This is a genomic window from Sphingomonas sp. FW306-1B-B10E (assembly GCF_058782005.1).
In genome coordinates, this window is sequence record NZ_JBYSXG010000007.1 from 93,469 (window position 1) to 112,931 (window position 19,463).

Genomic DNA, 19,463 nt, shown 5'->3' on the forward strand with positions numbered 1-19,463 from the left:
GGTGCTCCCCCGGTGCGGGCTTAGGGCGCACCGGGGTCTGCGGTGGCGGGATTCGGTAGCACCGCCCGTGCCTGCCGCATCGCTTCCCAACGCGCGATCTCCTCGTCGCGACCGGGCGCCTTCACCCCGTTCAGCCAATAGTCGAACCAGTCGATCGCGCGTGTGTAGGTGGCCAGCCGGTGCGCCGGCTGCCATTTGACGTGATGCTCGTCCGGGAAGACGAACATGTCGATCGGCCGGTTGAGTTCGCGAAGCGCCGTGAAGCTCTGGAGAGCGCCCCAATATTCATCGTCCGCAACCTGCACCAGGATCGGAGCCCGAATGCTCCGGGCATTGGGAGAGATGGCGATCTCGCGCCAGAAGGCCCGGGCAGTCTCGCTGTCATCGGTCATCCTGGGATAGCCCATATAATAGAAGAGCTTCGCCGCGCCCGGCCCGACGCGGATCGGCATGCTGGTATCCCAGCAACAGCTGCTCGAGGCGAAGGCAGAAAAAAGCTTGCTGTGCAGCAGTGCGAACTGGACCGTGGATGAGCCGTCGCTCAAGCCCGTAATGCCGATACGAGCGGGGTCGGCGATACCACGCGAAATCGCCGCGCGAACGGGATCCTCGACCGCCTCGAGCACGCTGCGGCGATCGGCGAAGTCCTTCAGGTTGATCCTGTCGCCCTCGACATAGTCGGGCGCTGCCCTTGTCCCGACCGCTTCCGGTTTGTCGACGCTCAGCACCGCGAAGCCGCGGTTGGCGAATGCCTGGATCGGATAGTCGTCGCCCGTGCCGCCGCGCAGGAACCCGCGCGAGATATACTGCACGACGACCAACGGATAGCGCTGTCCCGGAACGTATCCGACCGGCAGGACGAGATCGGCAAAGGACTGCAGGCCGAAGCTATTGCGCGAGCGCAGGCGCTCGACGCTGCCCAATGTCAGGCTCGCGAACTCGGGGTTCGGGTCGAACAGTATCTCGCGCCGGCCGGTGGCCGGGTAGAGTTGCTCGAGACGGCGTGGCTGCAACGCGCCCTCTCGCAGACAGGTGAGCGCGTTCCCGGCCGGGACACAGCCCAGCAGCACGTCCTGGGTTAGATAGAGCCGGCGGGGGCGAGCACTGCCCGGCTTCCATTCGTATATGGCGGTATCGGTATTTTCCCAGCCTTCGTGACGGAGGAAGCGAACCTTGTCGCCAACCCACCAGGGGAAGCTCGCATCGCCGCATTCGGGCGCATCGCACGGGACGATGTGATTGCCGGTCTCGACCACGAGCCGGCCGCGCGACGGATAGAAGCTGTTGGGCGGCGCCTTCACCCGGGCCATGGCCGCGGCGGGGCCGGCGGCCTCGGTCCAATTGCCTTCCTGCACCGGCACCTTGTCGAGCAGCGCGGATTCCGTCTGCGTCGCGGCGCGGATATGCCCACCGTGCAAGTCGATAATCCACGCTTTGCGCTGTACCGGTGCCGGCGCGAACGGGCGATTGCTGGAGGTGGGAGAGAACCGATCGTCGTAATGGAATCCCGAGCGGCCCTCCCTGTCGATGGCGTCTAGCGCCTCCCGCAGGCCTGGCCTGGTCGCATAGACGATGCCGCTCCCATCGGCGGTGACACGGAAATCGTCGATGTCGTCGACGCTTTCGGTGATCGCTTCGCTGCCGGTGCCATCCGCATTGGCCCGCCAGAGTTGCACGGCGCCCTTGTCCCGCCGTCGATAGAAGATCCGTCGCCCGTCGGGAGACCAGCGCGGCGTGATCGCATCGGCGACACCACTCGGGAAGCTCGCCTTGCCGCGAAAGTCGAAGCGGTAGCGGATGAAGTCGCCGCCGCGATCGACCACCATTGCCTTTCCGTTCGGCCGAAGGTCCACCACCACCATCGCTAGGCAATAGGCATTGGCGACAGGGTCGCCCCGTCGGACCTGGAAGGCAGCATGCGACCCGTCGGGCGACACCGAGAACAACCCCGCATATTGCTGCATCGGATCGACCGGCCCGATGTCGCGCAGCCGGACGAGATCCTCCGGGACCAGCGTGCGTCTGGTCTGGGGAGCCGGTGCCGTAGCCGGCACTACGTCTGCGCAGGCGGGCGCAGCCGCGACTGTTCCCGGTGTTGCGAGCAGTATCGTCCCGGTGAGCACCGCTGCGATATTTGCCCTCACCATTGCTTCGTCACCGAGAAGCTGACGAAGCGACCGATCGCCGACTGGTTTGTCGAGTCGAAGGGAACATAGGTCGGGTCCGACATGCGGATCAGGTCGGGCGTCTCGTTCAGCAGGTTCTGGAGATTGAGCCGCAGCTCGAGGTTGCCGAGCAGGCCATGCCCTTCACCGGTTCGGTAGGAGCCACTCAGGTCGAACGTGGTGAAGGCGCCGATCCGCGTGGTCGCGGGAAGTCGGTTGTCGAGCGTTCCGTCGAGATAGTTGAGCGAGGCCGACACCTGCACCGCCGAGGTCTCCCAGCTGGCGGAGCCACGCGCACGGAATTTGGGTGGCGTGAAGATCAGGCCCGATCGGCTTTCGTAAGGCAGGTTGGTGGCCGATTGGCGCTTGGCGTCGAGATAGGTCGCCGCCCCCGTGACGGTGATCCGGCTGTCCGTGCCGGTCCGAACGCCGTACTCGATGGCAAGGTCGACGCCGCGGATGCGCTCGCGCGCCGTATTGTGCAGGCTCGAATCGACCACCGCCGCGACCTGGGCAGGTTCATAGGGTTGGCCGCTCTGGTTGGAGAGCCCCAGCGGCGCCTCCGCGATGAGCGCCTGCAATTGGCTGGCACTTGGCGAGAATTGGACGAAGTTTGCTGCCGCGGGATTGGTCAGGGCGGACAGCAGGTCGCTGATCGGCGACGCGATGCGGTCGCGATAGTCGATGTCGTACCAGCTCGCTTCGATCCGGAGCCCGTCGAGAAAGCGAGGCTTGAACTCGACCGACAGGGTCGAGCTGGTCGCCCGCTCGGCGCGAAGGTCGGGGTTGCCGCCGCCGATAAGCATCACGGTCGCTCCGGCAGGGAGCGGCGGGATCGGCTGCGGTGAGAACAGATATGCCGGGAAGAGCACGATCTCGCGCACCTGGTTGACCTGCTGCAACGTCGGGATCTTGAACGAGCGCCCCCAGCTGTACTTGAGCGTGATATCGGGATGCGGTGCGTAGACGATCCCGAGCTTCGGCGTGGCGACCGCGTCGATGCCCTTGTAGCTCTCGTAGCGGACCGCGGCGCTGAGGCGCAGCGCATCGATAAGGGGCATCCGGTTGGCGGCCCCCACTAGAGGAACTGACAGCTCGCCATAGCCGAACAGGCTTTGGCGACGCTCGACGGCATCGCGCGTTACGGTCGTGACGCCCCGGTTGGTCGTGCGGACATCGAAATCGAGCTGGAAGCGGCGATAGCCCCCGCCGAGCGCGAGGCGCACGTCGCCGCCAGGCAGACGTACGAGCGGGCCTTCGGCGCTCGCCTCGAAGTTAATCAGGTGGTTGTCATAGCCAGACCGGCCGACGACGAGATTTCCATTGGTGTAGCGGCGCGCGTTGCTGACCGTGGAGCTTTCCCCGTCGGTCATCTCGAGCGTCGCTTCCCAACCGGCACCGGGCCGTAGATGGAGCGACGGCGCCACGGCATAGGAGCGCACGACCGGCAGGCTATCCTGGCCATAGAATGTGACCGGCGCCGTCAGCGAGAAGGCATTGGTCTTGCGCGCACGGCGGTCGGCAAGCTGGGCGTCCAGCTCGAACGATACCCAGCTGGCAAGGTCCTGGTGAACCGTGACGACGCCGCTGACCTGCCGGCTGCCCGTGGTCAGCATCTGCGCGGCGTTGAACTGGCGCGTATAGGGCCGGTCGTCGGCGTAGATCGGCGTCGCCTTGCTATAGTCCATCGCGACCATCAAACCGCCGCCCGCCCAGCGCTTGCCGCCGACGCCGGAATATTGCTGCTGGAAATTGCCGCCCTCGGTCGAGGCGCCGACGCGGGCGCTGGTTTGAAGGCCATCATAGTCGCGGCGCAGGATGAGGTTGGCGACGCCGCCCACGGCGTCCGAGCCGTAGAGCGCCGATGCGCCGTCCGTGATCACCTCGATCCGATCGAGCGCCGCCAGCGGGATGATCGAGATGTCGACGCCCTGGTTGACGGCGTCGTAAGGGAGGCGATGACCATTGATGAGCGTTAGTGTCGCGTCCGAGCCCAACCCGCGAAGGTTGAGCGTCGTCGAGTTATTGACGTTATTGTATCCGCTCTGCTCACCGCCCCCCACGACCCCGGGGTTTTGCCCTCCGGTAAAATTCTGCGGGATGACCCGCGAAACGCTCGCAAGGTCGGGGAGTCCTTGCTCTTCTAGGTTGCGCCGCGTCATCACGATGACCGGCGACGGGCCGCTGGAACCACGAATGCGGGTGCCCGTCACCGTGATCGCGGCGTCCGCCGCGCCGTTCTCGGCTGCTTGGGGATGCACCCGTACGACGAGCGCTCCAGCCTGCTCTTCGACGACGAGGCCACTGTCGCCGATGGCGAGCCGCACCGCCTGCTCGACCGAGAAGCTGCCCCGGATCGCAGGAGACCGCCGGGCGCGCAGATCTTCGTCCGCGAACAGGATTTCGCGGCCGCCCTGACGCGCAAGCGCACGCAACGTCGTCGCAAGATCCTGTGCAGGCAGCTCGAACGTGACGGCTGCCTCTTGGGCACTGGCCGGCAGGATCACCATTCCGGCAGGCGTCGCGGTGGCGGCAAGCAGCGCGACGCACAGCGCCTTTTTCGAGATCGTCATTCTTCCCTCCCATCGCCGATTGCTTCGGCGTTGAGCGGTTGACGCAGCGATCACGCGACTACGGGGTGGCATGCGAAAAAATCTTCGCGCTTCAGCGCCGGGCTCATGGAAATCGTCGGCGAGGTCGCAGTGAGTGGGCGACCGCAGCGAAGCTTCTTCTGCCCGGTGTCGAGGTTCCCAACCCGCAGTCGATGGCGGAGCGCTGAGCGTTCGATATTTGCAGGCCAGGATCGCGCTTGATCTTGGTTTCCTATTGATGAACGTCTGTCAGATGTTGCAGCCCGATCCGATCTTACCGGCGACACCACCTGCGAGGGCATCCTCAATCAGGCGCATCCTCAGCGCCGGCGAAGCCTCTTCGGCGGTGCGCCGCGGCATTGTGCGCGCTGCCTGCGACTGCGAGCGATGGGGCGGCGACTGGCCAAGCGACCGCGGCTGCGAGAATCTGATCCAGGTGCGCGCCGCCGAAGAGCTTCATGCGGCACTCAACTCGCTTAGCCTGGGTTGGGTGACGTTGGAGGAACCGCTTTCCAACGTCAGCTGGGCCGGCACGACCCGTCGCGGCAGACGCTATGAGGGGATGAGCGACCAGCAGCGCGCGGATATTGCAATCTGGAGCAAGGCGCTGAACATCTACGGCCTGGTCGAGATCAAGCGCGCTGAGGACGTAAGGGGCTGGACTGGCGACCTGGAAAAGCTTGCGCGCCTGACCACCACCTTTGGGCGCAAGCACGGCAATCACCTCCGCTATGGCGTGCTGGGCGTTTATGTGTCGGGACCGAACGAGAAGATCGCCCGGCGCCGAGGCGAACGACTGAAGGATCTCGCCGCGGCGGTGGCCGACCGCTTCGGCCTGCGCCATCGCACTGTCTTCGATGTCCACGCGCTGCACTATTTTCGGGGTGGTGATCAGGCGGGCTGGACCTGCGGCGCTGCCAGCGTCGAGCTACGGAGTTGATGATGGCTTCTAATGGACGCGAACTGGCAGCCATCGCAGAGCAGGCGCTCGCCGCGCTGCCGGCCGGAACGGAATTCAAGCTGATCGACCTCGTCGACCCGACGATTTGGGCCGCGACCTCGGTCGGAGTCCGGCGCTCGGCAGGGACCGTCTTCCTCAGAAACATGCGGAGCGACCAAGGAATCGCGTGCCTCGGGCGCGATCCAGAGAACCACCAGCGCTACCGGAAGATGGCATGAGGTCCGACGCTCCGCTGCGCACGCTCGAGACTTCTGCTCTGAGCCAGCGGGGCATCCAGGTTGCGTTGCAGCAACCCGGGTTGTTCACTGACCTATTCAAACTGCTCTGGGGCAGCGAGGCGCTGTTTCCCGGAGCGCGAGCCGAACTCATGCACCATCTCGGCCAAGACCGTGTCGCAGAAGCCTGCGCGGTCCTCGCGCGGCGAAATTCGTTCCGGCGCAAGGCCACTTGGGCACTATTCTGGAGCCTAACCGACGCGTCGCTCGACATGGCGGACCAAGGGCGAACGGCGACGCACGAGCCTGAACTCAACGGCATTTTCATGACGCTGATCGCCAAATCGATTGAGTCATTCCCCACCAGATTCGGCGCGAACGCTGCCGTGGTGATCGGCGACCACGCCACGCTGGGCAACGAAGCGAGGACGGGTGCGGATTTTGGATTGATCTTGGAAGTCGAGCATCGCTCCGAAATTCGGCATTTGGTGACATTGCTACAGGCTAAGCGTGCGGTCGCGCGGCGGACCGATGTTCGCCGTGCAGCCGGCGAGTCGACCCAGCTCGACCGGCTGGTCAGTTCCGGCATTGGTTCCTTCCTCTTCTATCACGCCCATGACGACCCCGCCGGGCTGGGGCCGACTGTGCGCGACGCGGACTCGGCGCGGGGTAATCCTGCTAGTGTCGACGTGATCTCGCCCGCGGACGATTTCGCCGCTAGGCTCGCGGTCGCCGCTGACAACCTGTTCTCCAACCGGGTCCCCTTTGCGCTTCCCGGGATGGGCGCGGCGGACGGTCGGGAGGAGGCGCTACGCATGTTGTTCAACCCAAACGTCTCCGGAATTAAGGTGAACGACGTTGTGGTTGCCCGTGTGGGCGCCTCAGGCCTACCGCCCAGCGGTGTCGTCGATTTTCGGAACGAATGGCGCGGACTTGTCGAAGACCATCGCGCGTCGGTCGACAGGGCGCAGGGAATATTCGGCCCCTCCGAAGAGGACCGCGAACCTCCGCTCGCCCAGTATTGAGCATGGAAACGGCAGCAGCGGCCGGTTGCCGAGGGCGATCTCAGGCGTTCGCTAGTTCTTGCCGCTCTTGCAGCGCGTGCATTTGACCGTGTCCGGTCCCGGCTGCGATTGGCATTTGTGGCAAGATGGCGCGGGGCTCGAGCATTTGTGGCACTTGGACTCGCCCTGCTTGTGGCAGCTCGACGCTGTCGCGGAGAGCCAACCTGCGCAATAATCCTCCCCGAAGATCCGCAGATAGAGCGATTTAGTGGCCTCGAAAGCGCTTTGGAGGTCGGCGGCAAAGTATTTCTCAGTCCCGCTTGGCGTTTATCTACCGCATTACCGGACCCGCGCGTCTCGCTTGAGAAGGCGCGCGAGAGCTGCGTCGACCTCTTGTCGGCTCCAGCTTTGTCGCCCGCCGAGTAGTACCGGGTTCGGCAGAATGCCGCGGTACACTTCGCGGATGAACGCTGACTCGGACAGATCGAGATAGGCAGCAGCTGTTCGCTGCCGCATCATCTCCGGCCAGTCGGGGAAACGAAGTGCAATGTCACGATCGCACGGCACCTCGCCTTCCGGGATGGCAAGGCCGACGACCCCGGCAACCTTGGCCGCCGCCTCGGCGCCCTTTTCGTTCGGCACCAACGGCGGCGGTTTCTTCTCTACTATGCGCCGCGCTGGCGGCAATGGCGGCTTCCAGGGCTCGACTTCCGGCTCTGCAGCGAGTTGCGCGTCGATCCACGCCTGAACCTCGCTACTCAACCATCGCCTGGCCTTTGCGCCGAGACTATGACCTGGCGGGAAGGTGCCTTCCTGAATCTTGCGGTAGATCGTCGATGTCGAAAGGCCGGTGCGTTGACGCACCTCCTTCATTCGGAGGAAGTGATCTGGAGAAGGGTCTGGCATAATCGTGAACGGCTTTCGGAACAGTCGTTGGAAGCGGCATGCGCCCTAGGGGCGACGCAAAAGACGCATCCGATTGCCGAACTCCGGGGTCGAAAAGTTTGATCGACTTGCAAGTCGCGCATTCCTAACGTCGCGCTTGTACCCGCGCGGAATGGCACGCCAACGTCGCATGCAACTCGCCTCGATTGTGTCGAGACAGTGTGCTCCGCCGCGTCCGGGCGCACCCGTATGGACAATAGCTCCTGGAGTCAGTATAGGTATTCCGTCGATCAAGATAAGTAGAGGGCTAGGCAGGAAGGACTCGAACCACACGATCCACGGTAGCTTCAGGTGTATTTGTGGTGATAAAATCGAGATCAATTTTAGTTAGAGAAATATTCTCAAATTGATGTCTTTTGTTATTGAGTTCTCTTCTAGCACCATCTACTTCTAAGTGGATGAAATCACGTATTTTCAATCTCTTCCAGGCGGTCAGTGCTACGCAGCGGCTGGAGAAGATGTTCCGATTGAGTCGCCGCAAGGGTCTACCTTGTGGCAGGTGCGCAAGCGCTGGCCGTGATGTGGCCGCGATTCTGCGGGGCGAGTTCACAAAATCGACGGTGAAGCGGATCGGAAGAAGGCCCAGGCCATGCTTCCGCTGATCGCGTCCGAGTACGAAGCTCGAGTTCAACAGGCGCGCGACGCTATGGCACACAGCCGCCTCCGCGACCTAGCCGAGCCCGAGATCGTCCGCCTCACTGCGCTCTTCTACCGCACGGCGCTTTCATCGCATGAGAATGCCTGCCGATCCCCGAGGAAAGCCCGAGCCGCGAGACGTTGAAGGCGATGCTCCGTCGAGCATTCACCGACCTGCATAGGGGCGTCGCTCAGCAGCTTCAGGGAGCTGACGAACTGGCACCCATCGACGCCGCGCTCCTAAAGGCGCCCGGTAGCGAGCTCGACGCGTCAACGCGCAAGAACAACGGCAAGCCCCAGGCCGACAGCAGCCTGCGGGGTACCGAAAATGTGCCGCTGCCAGGGGATGTCGGCGCCTATTTCGCCCGCGAAATACTGCCGCATGCCGAGGATGACCGCCGCTGCCGGACGAGAAAGTGCCGGATGATTGGTATTCAAAGCGGCTCAGGATGCATCGCGGTCGTCGCGACTGCGAAAGCAGAGCGCCCAGCAGCAATTCGCTACAATATCTAGTTGGCGAGACAGTCGATATCGGGCCGGCGAGCCGGCGATCGCTTTAACAATCCGAGGTGACGCGCGCCACGCCCGCACCGCGGAGCGGCCGGCTAGGCCGCTTGCGCGTCGTCGCGGTTTCGGCCGGAGACTGCCCGAGGCCCGACGGCGGCGGGGATCTCCACCAGCGGCCAATGTGGCGCGCGCACATCGATCGCGCGCAGCAGTCGCAGAAACTCGACCTCCTGCGGATCGTGGGCGACACCGCCTACGTCGAAGATGTCGTGAAACCATTTGTCCTTGAGACCCGCCAAATTGGGGTTCTCCCACGATTCCCACGGCAAATGCGTCTGCGTCTTGCCCCGCACCAGACCCCAGCAAAAGGCACCGACACCGCTGGATCGAGCGATCGGCAGGACGGCCTCGAACGTGCTTCCGGCAGGCCGCGCCATGAATTCGGTGCAGAGAAGCGGGCGGTCGAAGACGCGCAGCCAGCCGACCCGCCGCTCGAAATCTGCCGCATCGCCATAATTGTGAAACGAAATGACGTCGGACAATTCGGTCTGCGTCCGCTGGAGCGTCGTCAATTGCTCGGGCGACGACCAGTCGCCCAGCCAAATCCCGCTGGTCAGCGGCTGTACCGGCTCCATCGCGCGTGCCCAGTCGAAAGCGTCGCGAAGCAAGGGCAGGACCAGCGCCGCCTTGCCGGCCAGCTCGTCGGCATCGCAGAGCGATACCTCCGGACCATTGTCAGGCTCATTCCAGATATCCCAGGCAAGCACGCGCGGGTCATCGCGGAAATGGCCTACGACCCCCCGGACATACGCCTCGAGACGGTCGCGCTGCAGCGGATCGCGGAGGGCGGGGATACCAGGCGACTGAACCCATCCCGAATTATGGACTCCCGGCTTCGGCTGCGGCTGCGGCCCGAGCGCCGGCTCAGGATGCCAGCACGAGTCGAAAAGCACGAGCATCGTGCGGATGCCGTGGCGATCGGCGGCGGCGAGGAAGGTTTCGACGCGCCCTAGAAAGCCCTCGGCGTCGTCGATCCACAGCAGGTCGTGCAGATAGACACGCACCGCGTTCATTCCGACCGATGCCGCGAGCGCCAGTTCCTCTTCGATGAGCGGCAGGTCGAACGTCGCCGACTGCCACATCTCGAGCTGATTGATCGCGCTCGACGGCGTGAAGTTGCAGCCCATCGACCAGGGCTGCCCGTCCCACCACCGATTGGCCTTCCCGGCCGACCACCGTTCCGTCATGACTTTTCGCGTCCCGCTACCAAACTGCTCTTTGCACTGGAATCGCAGGATAAAGGGCTAACACTGAATTCCGGATGTATCCGTATGCGGGTTTATGCGGCGAGCGTGTCGCGAACCGGAGGCGCGTAATGCGCGCCGAATTCGGCGAGTGCGACTTCGAGCGGCGGCAGCGCGGCGCCTCGGATGGTAGCAAGGGGCACTGCCCTCGGCCGGGGGGCTCGGAAGGCCAATTGCGCAGCCGGAACCGACTCGATCAAGTCCGCCGGGAGCCCCAGCTGGTTCGCGACCCGGCGGGCGAACTCCGCCCAGGAAACCGGCGTTCCGTTGGTCAGATGCCATATCCCCGATTCGCCGTCGATCAGCAGGTCGAGCGCGCGGTCGACCAGATGCGGCACGTAGGTCGGGCTGATCACGAGATCATCGGCGGCGCGAAAGGGTTCACCCCGTTCGAGTGCCGACGCGGCGGCGACGGCAAAATTATGCGAGTCGAATGGCGAGAAGAATGCGGCAGTCCGAATGACGAGGTGCCGTCCCGGCAAAGGGGCGATCCCTTGCTCCATGACCGCCTTACTCTGGCCATAGACCGCGATCGGCGCTGGTCTGTCCGTCTCGATATAGGAGCGTCCTGCAAGGCCGTCGAATACCAGGTCGCTCGAGAAGCCGAGCGTCGCGATATCGCGCGCCGCGGCCGCCTCTGCCAGCCGGATTGCTCCCTCGGCATTTGCCTGATGACAGGCCAGCTGTTCGGCCTCGGCATCATCGACGCGGACCCAGCCCGCTGCATTGACGATCGCCCATGGAGCATGCTCGTCGAGGGCGCGCCCGATGCTTAGGTCGTCGCGCAAGTCCAGCTCGGCGCGTCCAACAAGAATATGGGCGAGGTTGCGGTGGAGGCACGCACGGGCGAAGGCGCGGCCCAACGTGCCGGTGGCGCCGATAATCAGGATGGGTGAGGATCGGCCGGGAGCCTGTTCGACACGACGATGGTCCTGCAAGAGCGCGGGGCGGTACGCGGTGGGATAGAGCAGGCGGGATGGCCGCTGCCACCACCCCTCCGATTCGGCCGCGGGATGCCGCGCGGCATCCCGCGGAAGCCCGCGCGCAAGTTCTGCCAGTGCGGTGGCGCGCGGCATGCCGGAACTCACGTCGAACACGCCGGGCTCGTAGGTGCCGGGCCTGGTCAGCAACGTGTTCCAGCCGCAACTACCGAGCAGCGACCAGACAGTGATCGCGCGCACATCGACACCGTCCCCGCGCAGATGCCCGGCAGTGTCCCAGGCCTCGGCGAGCCAGCGCATCTGTTCCTCGCGCGTGCAGCCATTATGCACTTCGGTGACGGCAAGCGGAATGCGATAGCGAGTCCACGCTTCCTCCAGCGCGCCCCTCAGGCCGGCAGGCGGCGGCTCCAGCACGCGGATCGCCTCGACATCCGCGTAGAGCTGGCGACCGTTGCCGCCATAAGCGTGCCTTGGGTAGCGATGCAGCCGATGGTCGAGCAGGCGATCGCTGGTCAGATAGTGGTTCACCCCGATCACATCGGGAGGGCAGGGATCGTCGGCGATAGTGTCGAGCCGGCCGGCGAGTCCGAACGACGCGATATGCTCCCATAGGGGGTGCTGTCGCGTCAGATGGCCACATAGCAGGTCCCAGCTTGCCCAGCGCCGCATATTGTCGAACGCGGCCTGGCCACGCACTTCGGCCGTTGCGTAAGTGCGCCCGAGATCGTCGGTCTGGATGAGTTGCGCGCGGGGATTGACCTTGCGGATCGCCGCCATCGACAGCCGCACGGCGTCGATCTGGTTGAGGAGCGCGCGCCAGAAGGCGTGCTCGTCCCGTTCGTGCGGATACCAATGGCCATAGAGTGCGGAGAAGCGGGCGGTGGTCAGCGGTTCGTTGACGGGGGTGTAGCGCTCGATCCAGGGATAGCGTTCGGCAACCCGGCGCGCATGCCCTGCGAGGCCGCGTGCGAAATTCCCATCGTCGAGCAGGTCGGTATAGGCCGGGCCGCTGCCATGGTGCACGAGGCCGGCGATTATGTCGATTTCATGTGCGCGCAGGCGCTGCAGCCGCGGATCGATCCAGCTCCAATCGCATCTGTCCGGACGCTCCGGCGCGATGCGTTCCCACAGAATGGGGTAGCGGATCGCCCTGATGCCCAGCTCCGCGAACAGATCGATATCCTCGATCCGGTCGTTGTGACCACATCGCTCGAACTGATCGATGAACCGCGGACCCACGCGGTTGATCGTGCATTCGGGACCGGCCCAGAGTTCGAGGTCGTGGCGCACCATGCTGCTTCCTCTCGTGGACCGCGATGCAAAACTATCCGTCGCTAACATGTTTCCAGCGGCATATCGAGAACCGACGTCAAATAACCCAAGTTAAGATATTGAAATAATTATACTTCTGGAACTTTGCCGTCGCGGTCGTGTTTCTCGGTTATCCTCCATGGGCAAAGGTCCAAGAATGGCCACGCAGCGCAGCGACACTTCGATCTTTTTCAACGACGTCGCCGAGAGCGCCAAGGGTACGCTTCTTTGCTTCAGCCATCTTCGCTGGAATTTCGTTTTTCAGCGTCCCCAACATCTGATGACCCGCTTCGCGCGCGAGTGGCGGGTTCTGTTCTGGGAAGAGCCGGTGCACGGCGCCGCTGCGCCGCACCTCGACGCGACGATGTGCGAAGAGACCGGCGTGATCGTCTTGACGCCGCAACTTCCGGCCGGGCTCGATCCGACGCAGGAATTGGCCATGCTGCGAGGTCTGCTCGACGAGGCCATCGGCGCGCGCCCGGCAAAGCCCGTGCTGCGCTGGTACTATACGCCCATGATGCTGCCCTTTTCGGAGCATGTCGCTGCGGATTGCGTCGTCTACGACTGCATGGACGAACTCGCCAACTTCAAGGGCGCGCCTCCTGCGCTGCTGCCGCTCGAACAGCGGCTGATCGAGCAGGCCGACCTCGTCTTCACCGGCGGGTACAGCCTGTACGAAGCCAAGCGCGATCGGCATCCGGAGGTGCATCCGTTCCCCTCGAGCGTCGATGCCGCCCACTTTGCAGCCGCGCGGACGCCGGGGCCCACGCCGCAGGATCAGGCAGCGATCGCCGGTCCGCGGCTCGGCTTCTATGGCGTGGTCGACGAACGCATGGATCTCGCGCTGCTCGCCGAGATCGCCGATGCGCGTCCCGATTGGTCGCTGGTAATCGTCGGGCCGGTGGTCAAGATCGGCGAGGGAGACCTGCCGCGCCGGCCCAATCTCCACTATCTCGGCGGCAAGCAATATTCCGAACTGCCCGATTATTTGCGCGGGTGGGATGTCGCGCTGATGCCGTTTGCGATCAACGAGGCGACGCGCTTCATCAGCCCGACCAAGACGCCCGAATATCTCGCGGCGGGCTGTCCGGTCGTATCGACGCCGATCACCGATGTGATCCGTCATTACGGGGATGTCGAGGCCGTGAAGATCGCCGGCACGCCGGCCAATTTCATCGCGGGATGCGAGGCCGCGATGGCGCTTTCGCGGCAGCAAGACTGGCTCGCGCCCGTGGACGCCTTGCTCGGCACGATCAGCTGGGATCGCAGCTATGCGGACATGAGTGAACGGATCGCGGAGGCGGTGGCGCGCAATGGCCATGTCCAGCCGGTCGTCTCCCCCGTGGTCTGGCCCGCCGATCGGCCGCAGGCATATGACGTGATGGTGGTAGGGGCAGGCTTCGCGGGCGCAGTGATGGCAGAGCGGCTTGCAACCGATGCCGGCAAGCGCGTGCTGGTCGTCGACCGGCGGCCGCACGTCGCGGGCAATGCCTATGACCGCTACGACGATGCCGGCGTGCTGATCCACCAATATGGTCCGCACATCTTCCACACCAATTCCGCGGACGTGTTCGACTATCTCTCGCGTTTCACCGACTGGCGACAATATGAGCATCGCGTGCTCGCCGCGGTCGGCGACAAGCTGGTGCCGATGCCGATCAATCGCACTACGCTCAATCTGCTTTACGGTCTCGACCTGCAGACCGAGGACGACGCGGCGGCGTTCCTTGCGTCACGCGCCGAGCCGGTCGAGGTCGTCCGCACGTCGGAAGACGTCGTGATCTCGGCGATCGGCCGCGAGCTCTACGAGACGTTCTTCCAGGGCTATACGCGCAAGCAATGGGGAATGGACCCATCGGAGCTGGACAAATCGGTCACCTCGCGCGTTCCGACGCGCACCAACACCGACGATCGCTACTTCACCGACAAGTTCCAGGCGATGCCCGCCCAGGGCTTCACCAAAATGTTCGAACGCATGCTCGATCATCCCAATATCGACCTGCTGCTCGGCGTCGATTATCGCGAGGCGCGGGAGGCGTATCCGCACCAGCATCTGGTCTTCACCGGGCCGATCGACGAATATTTCGGCTATCGCTACGGCAAACTGCCGTATCGGTCCCTGCGGTTCCGCCACGAAACCGTCGACACTACGCAGTATCAGGCCGTTGCAGTGGTGAACTATCCGTCCGAGGACGTGCCGCATACCCGGATCACCGAATATAAGCACCTGACAGGCCAGCAGTGCGACCGCACCAGTATCACCTATGAATATCCGAGTGCAGAGGGCGACCCCTATTATCCGATCCCGCGTCCTGAGAACCAGGCCCTGTTCAAGCGCTATGAAGCGCTTGCACTTGCGCAACCCGACGTAAGCTTCGTCGGCCGCCTGGCGACTTATCGCTACTACAATATGGATCAGGTCGTCGGACAGGCCCTCGCGACCTATCGCCGGCTGGCGGCACGCTGGGCGGAAGAGATGCTACCGGCTTCCCAGGACGCCATGCGCGCCAAGTTCCAGGCGGCATGATGCTATCTACAGCAGGTATATATGCCGGACGTAGAGCTGAATCGTGCGATTCTGATCGCGGACGCCGATAGCTTCGAAAGCGGCTATGTAGCGGCGGCGCTGACCTCGGCAGGCGCCACGGTGATAGGCCCGCTGCAAACGCGTGACGAGATTCATGCCCTTCTTGAGACGGGCACGCCAAAGGCGGTGATCATCGGCAAACTCGCCGACGCCTCGTGCTGGGACCTGACCGAGATGTTGCGCACGCGGGGCATCGCCCACCTGCTATTGATTGATTGTCGGCACGACGACAGAGAAGCGGGCTCGGACATCTCGGTGCTGCGCAAGCCATTCGGAGCGTATCAGGTTGTGGACTGGGCGACCAAACTGGCACCGCCGTCGCTTCCGATGTGGGATCGCTCAGACAATGAAGGCTAAGTTCGCGCGTTGGTGGCCGCAGCCTGTCAGCCGTGTTGCAAGAATGCCGGATTGGCCCCGGGGCTTGTCGATGCGGCGCCCTGTAGAAACCCGTCTCATGTGTCCTGCGATCGAGCGGCGACCGCGAATTGCCGTGCGTTGAGGCCACGCCCTTCGGGAATGCGCTTGCGACTGGTTGCCGCTGGCAGCTTCGGCGCGAGTATAACGGTCAGCCTTCGGTAAGCTCGGCCATCAACGCTTCGACGCGTCGCAGACGCTCGACGGGATCCTCGATCCGCTCCGCCAGCAGCAATCTTCCGCCCTTTTGAACGAGACCGCATTGCTCTGCGTCGCCAGTGAAATCCGCGCGCGGCGTGAGCGCGATGGCGGCGGGGCCGGCATCGACGCGGGCGACCTTCGCATCGCGCGCGCCGGTCCTGACCATGGCGATCGCGAACAAGGTCGACGCCTCTTCCGGGACGGCCCCGAACCTGTCCTCAAACTCCGCGTGGAGCGCGTCGAGAGCGCCGATACTGTCGGCACGCGCCAGCCTGACATAGGAGGCGACCCGCAATTCCACCTCCGGGATCCAGCTCTCGGGCAGGTGGCCTTCGATCCCGAGATGCAATTCGGGCGTCCAGCGCTCCACGGTCTCGCCACGCGCGGTGAGCAGCGCCGCTTCGAGCAGATGCTGGTACAAGTCGACGCCGATCAGCTTCATGTGCCCGGCCTGTGCCTCGCCGAGCAGGTCGCCGGCACCGCGCATGTCCAGGTCCTGCGCGCTGATCGCGAAACCCGCGCCCAACCGGTCGAACGCTTCCAGCGTGCGGAGCCGCTTGAGCGTGCGCGGCGCGATATCCTTGTCCGGCTCGGTCAGCAGGAGCACCTGGCCGCGCCGGCTTCCGCGCCCCACCCGCCCGCGCAGCTGGTGGAGCTGGCTGAGCCCGAATCGGTCCGCCCGCCAGATCACCATCGTATTGGCGCGCGGCACGTCGAGCCCGGCCTCGATGATATTGGTCGCGAGCAGGACGTCGCCTTCCCCGCGGCCGAACCGCACCATTGCGGCGTCGATCTCGGCTGCGGGCATCTTGCCGTGCGCTTGAAGTAGCTCGAGTTCGGGCACCAGCCGCCCCAGCGTGTCGGCCAGCGCGGCCATGTCCTCGATCCGCGGCACGACGACGAAGCTCTGGCCGCCGCGGCTGCGTTCGCGCAGCAGCGCGCTACGCACGATCTCCTTGTCGAAGGGCCCCACCGAAGTCCGGATCGGCTGCCGCCGCGCCGGCGGAGTGGCGATCACCGACAATTGCTGGATCCCGACCAGCGCGCCCTGCAACGTCCGCGGGATCGGCGTCGCGCTCAGCGTCAGGACATGGCCGGCGCCGATCGCGCGCAGCCGGGCCTTGTCCGCTGTCCCGAAGCGCTGCTCCTCGTCGATGACGACCAGGCCCGGCCTGGCATATTCCACGCCTTTTCCGGCGACCGCGCCGGTGCCGACGACGATCTGGATCGAACCATCCGCCAGGCCTGCCTTGACGCGTTTCTTCTCCGCCGCGCTCGACAGCCTCGAAAGGCCGGCAACGGTGACTCCGGTGCCTTCGAACCGTTCGGTGAAATTCTCGAGATGCTGGCGGGCAAGCACTGTGGTCGGCGCGGCGACGGCGACCTGATGGCCCGCGAGCGCGGCAAGCGCCGCCGCACGGAGCGCCACTTCGGTCTTGCCGAAACCGACATCGCCGATCACCAGCCGGTCCATCGGCAGCCCCGATGCCAAGTCGGCGCGCACGGCCTCGATCGCGCGCGCCTGGTCGCGGGTCTCGTCGAACGGGAAGCCGGCAACAAAGCGCTCATAGGCGGCCGTGTCCGGCGCGAGCACGGGCGCCTGTCTGCCCGCGCGCTCCTCGGCCAGCGCGATCATGCCGCGGGCGGTTTCGGCGATCGCGGCGTCGATCGCGCCGCGTCGTTTCTGCCAGGTCGACCCGTCGAGCGAATCGAGCGTCACCGCATCGGCATCGCTGCCGTAGCGCCAGAGCCGGTCGGCTTCCGTGACGGGGATGAGGCGCACGCCGCCATTGGCATAACTGATCGCGATCGCGTCGCCGGGCGCGACCTCGTCTTCCGCAGGCATGCGCTCCAACCCGGCGACGACGCCTATCCCGTGATCCTCGTGCACGACGACGTCGCCGACTCGAACCTCGCCGAAGCCGAACAGGCCGACATCGGCCGTATCGGTCTGCGCGTCGGCGCGCGCGGCGCGGCTGCCGAGCAGATCCGCCGCCGCGACCGCAAGGACGCCCGGATAAGCGAAGCCCCGATCCACCGGCGCTTCGAGCGCGAGCAGGCTGCCCGATGCCGCGCGGCGAAGATCGGCCCAGCACGCGATTTGCTCGACGTCGTGCTTCACTGCGTGTGCGATTCGGCTGCGCAGGAACCGTACGTCACGCGGGCTGCCGAGCAGCACGACCCGTGCGCCGTCGTCCATGGCCGCACGGGCGCGCCTGGCGAAGGTGCGAAGCGGCGCCTTCCCTTCGATGAAGCGCGGCGGCGCCTCGCCCACGCTCGCAAGCTGCAGCGTCGCGCGGCCTTTCACCGCCGCGGACCACATCCTGTCGCTCGCAATCATGCGCACCGCCCGAGTCGGACGGCGGCGCTCGGCGTCGGCGGCGAGCGCCAGGAAACGCTTGCGCCGCTCCTCCGCCGCCGGTTCGATGGCGAGCGCGGCGCCGGGCAAGTGATCGGCCAGCGTCACGCCGGTACCGGTGAAGCCGGGCTCGGCGACGCGGCCGAGCTCCTGTACCTCGAGTTCGCCGGTGGTGCGCTGGCTCGCCGGATCATAGCTTCGCACCGAGGTCAGCGTGTCGCCGTCCGTCTCGATGCGAATCGGCCGCTCGGCGTCTGCCGGGTAGACGTCGAGCACCTGTCCGCGCAGCGCCACTTCGCCGGGCTCGTCGACGCGCTCGTCGGGGACATAGCCCATCTCGACCAGTTGGTCGTACAGGGCGGCGAGCGCGATTCGCGCGCCGGGCGCGACGCGGGGCGGCGAGGCTTCGAAGGTCGCAGGCTCGGGATAGGCGCGGGCCAATGCTTCCCCCGTGGTGACGCAGGCGATGTTCGGGCGGTCGCGCCGCGCCTGGGCGAGGCGGATGTGCCGCAGCGCGGCCACGCGCTCTCCGACATTGGCGGGAGATGCGGGGGCGGCGTCGCCGGGCAGTGCGTCGCTGCCGGGGCAGAAGACGACTTCCGCTGCCGGCGCCATCCCCGCCAACGCGCGCCATGTGGCGATGGCGCGCGCTTCGTCGGCGGCGGCGAACAGCACGTCGCCCGTCTCGAGGTGATCGGCAAGCAATGCCGCGACTTCCCCGACGGCCATCGCCGGAGGCGCCTTGGCGGGGGCAAGGGCTCTTGAGATGGAATCGCCGGAAGCCGACATAAAGCGCCTTTGTTGGGGAGCACGCCAAACGAGCACCCCGGCAGGGCGTTCCGCCGGGCCATTCAGACGGTGTCGGCACATCGTGCGCAGGCGGCTGACAGAGTTCCCGATGCGTTTGTTCCGCGGTCCCGTCGATTTTTCTCACTTTTTTCGATTCAGTGGGTTGACGGTTCGAGCCGCCCCTCATAGATGAGCGCTCCCGGCACGAAGCGCTCGCTTCTCCGGCCTTCGCGGTGGTTCACGACCGACGCGGAAATCACACTCTTCGGTTCAAGGCGGATTGCTCTGCAATTCGCCGCGCGCCTTTTAGTGTGAGGGAATGCTCTTAGCGGAGGGTTCCTGGCTCTTTGACATAGTGATTTGATGAAGGGACATGTGGGCGGCGGCTCCGGTTTCTGGCTCCTCAAGGGTCAGGTGAATCGGTAAAAGCTAAGCTGCTCTTACATGTCTTTCACGTTCCATACGTAATAGATTTTGTGCAGAGCGGCTCCTTGAGATGCTGGCTGGGCTTCAGGGCATTCCACCTTGGTTCA

12 protein-coding genes are annotated in these 19,463 nt (G+C 65.0%); 6 read left to right on the plus strand and 6 right to left on the minus strand.

Annotated elements, in window-relative coordinates:
* Positions 1 to 20: 20 nt before the first annotated feature.
* Positions 21 to 2,147 carry an Atxe2 family lasso peptide isopeptidase gene (locus tag AC3WJI_RS04640; RefSeq protein ID WP_492756078.1) on the minus strand — a complete coding sequence of 709 codons (2,127 nt, stop codon included), beginning with the start codon at positions 2,145 to 2,147 and terminating at the stop codon, positions 21 to 23.
* Entirely contained in the window at positions 2,141 to 4,738 is a 2,598-nt protein-coding gene (locus AC3WJI_RS04645; protein WP_492756079.1) for a TonB-dependent receptor domain-containing protein, read from the minus strand. The genes AC3WJI_RS04640 and AC3WJI_RS04645 overlap by 7 nt, the downstream gene beginning before the upstream one ends.
* A gap of 271 nt (positions 4,739 to 5,009) precedes the next feature.
* On the opposite strand from AC3WJI_RS04645, the gene AC3WJI_RS04650 reads away from it, so the two are divergent.
* The 3 genes from AC3WJI_RS04650 to AC3WJI_RS04660 are packed head-to-tail and all read left to right on the plus strand — an operon-like array spanning position 5,010 to position 6,957.
* The gene (locus AC3WJI_RS04650) at positions 5,010 to 5,696 is read left to right on the plus strand and encodes a hypothetical protein (RefSeq protein WP_492756080.1); all 687 of its coding nucleotides are present in this window, start codon (positions 5,010 to 5,012) and stop codon (positions 5,694 to 5,696) included.
* 2 nt (positions 5,697 to 5,698) lie between these two features.
* Positions 5,699 to 5,935 (plus strand): DUF1413 domain-containing protein, encoded by a 237-nt coding sequence (locus AC3WJI_RS04655; protein WP_492756081.1) that lies wholly within the window; start codon positions 5,699 to 5,701, stop codon positions 5,933 to 5,935.
* Complete coding sequence (locus AC3WJI_RS04660) at positions 5,932 to 6,957, plus strand: hypothetical protein (protein ID WP_492756082.1); 1,026 nt, start codon at positions 5,932 to 5,934, stop codon at positions 6,955 to 6,957. Before AC3WJI_RS04655 ends, AC3WJI_RS04660 begins: the two co-directional genes overlap by 4 nt.
* 318 nt (positions 6,958 to 7,275) lie before the next feature.
* On the opposite strand, the gene AC3WJI_RS04665 is transcribed toward AC3WJI_RS04660, so the two are convergent.
* A complete protein-coding gene (locus AC3WJI_RS04665) occupies positions 7,276 to 7,809 on the minus strand; it encodes a helix-turn-helix transcriptional regulator (protein WP_492756083.1) in 534 nt (177 codons plus the stop codon).
* 849 nt (positions 7,810 to 8,658) lie between these two features.
* Here AC3WJI_RS04665 and AC3WJI_RS04670 point away from each other — a divergent pair.
* Positions 8,659 to 9,030, plus strand: coding sequence for a hypothetical protein (locus tag AC3WJI_RS04670; RefSeq protein WP_492756084.1), 372 nt, complete (start codon positions 8,659 to 8,661; stop codon positions 9,028 to 9,030).
* A 92-nt stretch (positions 9,031 to 9,122) separates the two neighbouring features.
* Here AC3WJI_RS04670 and AC3WJI_RS04675 read toward each other — a convergent pair whose 3' ends face one another.
* Positions 9,123 to 10,271 carry a cellulase family glycosylhydrolase gene (locus AC3WJI_RS04675; protein WP_492756085.1) on the minus strand — a complete coding sequence of 383 codons (1,149 nt, stop codon included), beginning with the start codon at positions 10,269 to 10,271 and terminating at the stop codon, positions 9,123 to 9,125.
* Between the two features lie 92 nt (positions 10,272 to 10,363).
* Complete coding sequence (locus AC3WJI_RS04680; RefSeq protein ID WP_492756086.1) at positions 10,364 to 12,562, minus strand: family 1 glycosylhydrolase; 2,199 nt, start codon at positions 12,560 to 12,562, stop codon at positions 10,364 to 10,366.
* Positions 12,563 to 12,737: 175 nt separating this feature from the next.
* On the opposite strand from AC3WJI_RS04680, the gene glf reads away from it, so the two are divergent.
* Together glf and AC3WJI_RS04690 are read left to right on the plus strand one after the other, a co-directional pair.
* Positions 12,738 to 15,107: a UDP-galactopyranose mutase gene (gene glf, locus AC3WJI_RS04685; RefSeq protein ID WP_492756087.1), complete on the plus strand. Its 2,370-nt coding sequence runs from the start codon at positions 12,738 to 12,740 to the stop codon at positions 15,105 to 15,107.
* A gap of 21 nt (positions 15,108 to 15,128) precedes the next feature.
* On the plus strand, positions 15,129 to 15,524 hold the full coding sequence (locus AC3WJI_RS04690) for a hypothetical protein (protein WP_492756088.1): 396 nt from the start codon (positions 15,129 to 15,131) through the stop codon (positions 15,522 to 15,524).
* A gap of 208 nt (positions 15,525 to 15,732) precedes the next feature.
* Here AC3WJI_RS04690 and AC3WJI_RS04695 read toward each other — a convergent pair whose 3' ends face one another.
* Positions 15,733 to 18,870 (minus strand): helicase-related protein, encoded by a 3,138-nt coding sequence (locus AC3WJI_RS04695; protein ID WP_492756089.1) that lies wholly within the window; start codon positions 18,868 to 18,870, stop codon positions 15,733 to 15,735.
* Between the last annotated feature and the right edge of the window lie 593 nt (positions 18,871 to 19,463).

Bases quoted from the DNA above. Each gene is read 5' to 3' on its own strand.
- AC3WJI_RS04660 (WP_492756082.1), top strand. From the start codon at position 5,932: ATGAGGTCCGACGCTCCGCTGCGCACGCTCGAGACTTCTGCTCTGAGC.
- AC3WJI_RS04680 (WP_492756086.1), bottom strand. From the start codon at position 12,562: ATGGTGCGCCACGACCTCGAACTCTGGGCCGGTCCCGAATGCACGATC.
- AC3WJI_RS04675 (WP_492756085.1), bottom strand. From the start codon at position 10,271: ATGACGGAACGGTGGTCGGCCGGGAAGGCCAATCGGTGGTGGGACGGG.
- AC3WJI_RS04640 (WP_492756078.1), bottom strand. From the start codon at position 2,147: ATGGTGAGGGCAAATATCGCAGCGGTGCTCACCGGGACGATACTGCTC.
- AC3WJI_RS04655 (WP_492756081.1), top strand. From the start codon at position 5,699: ATGGCTTCTAATGGACGCGAACTGGCAGCCATCGCAGAGCAGGCGCTC.
- AC3WJI_RS04690 (WP_492756088.1), top strand. From the start codon at position 15,129: ATGCCGGACGTAGAGCTGAATCGTGCGATTCTGATCGCGGACGCCGAT.
- AC3WJI_RS04650 (WP_492756080.1), top strand. From the start codon at position 5,010: ATGTTGCAGCCCGATCCGATCTTACCGGCGACACCACCTGCGAGGGCA.
- AC3WJI_RS04695 (WP_492756089.1), bottom strand. From the start codon at position 18,870: ATGGCCGTCGGGGAAGTCGCGGCATTGCTTGCCGATCACCTCGAGACG.
- AC3WJI_RS04665 (WP_492756083.1), bottom strand. From the start codon at position 7,809: ATGAAGGAGGTGCGTCAACGCACCGGCCTTTCGACATCGACGATCTAC.
- glf (WP_492756087.1), top strand. From the start codon at position 12,738: ATGGCCACGCAGCGCAGCGACACTTCGATCTTTTTCAACGACGTCGCC.
- AC3WJI_RS04645 (WP_492756079.1), bottom strand. From the start codon at position 4,738: ATGACGATCTCGAAAAAGGCGCTGTGCGTCGCGCTGCTTGCCGCCACC.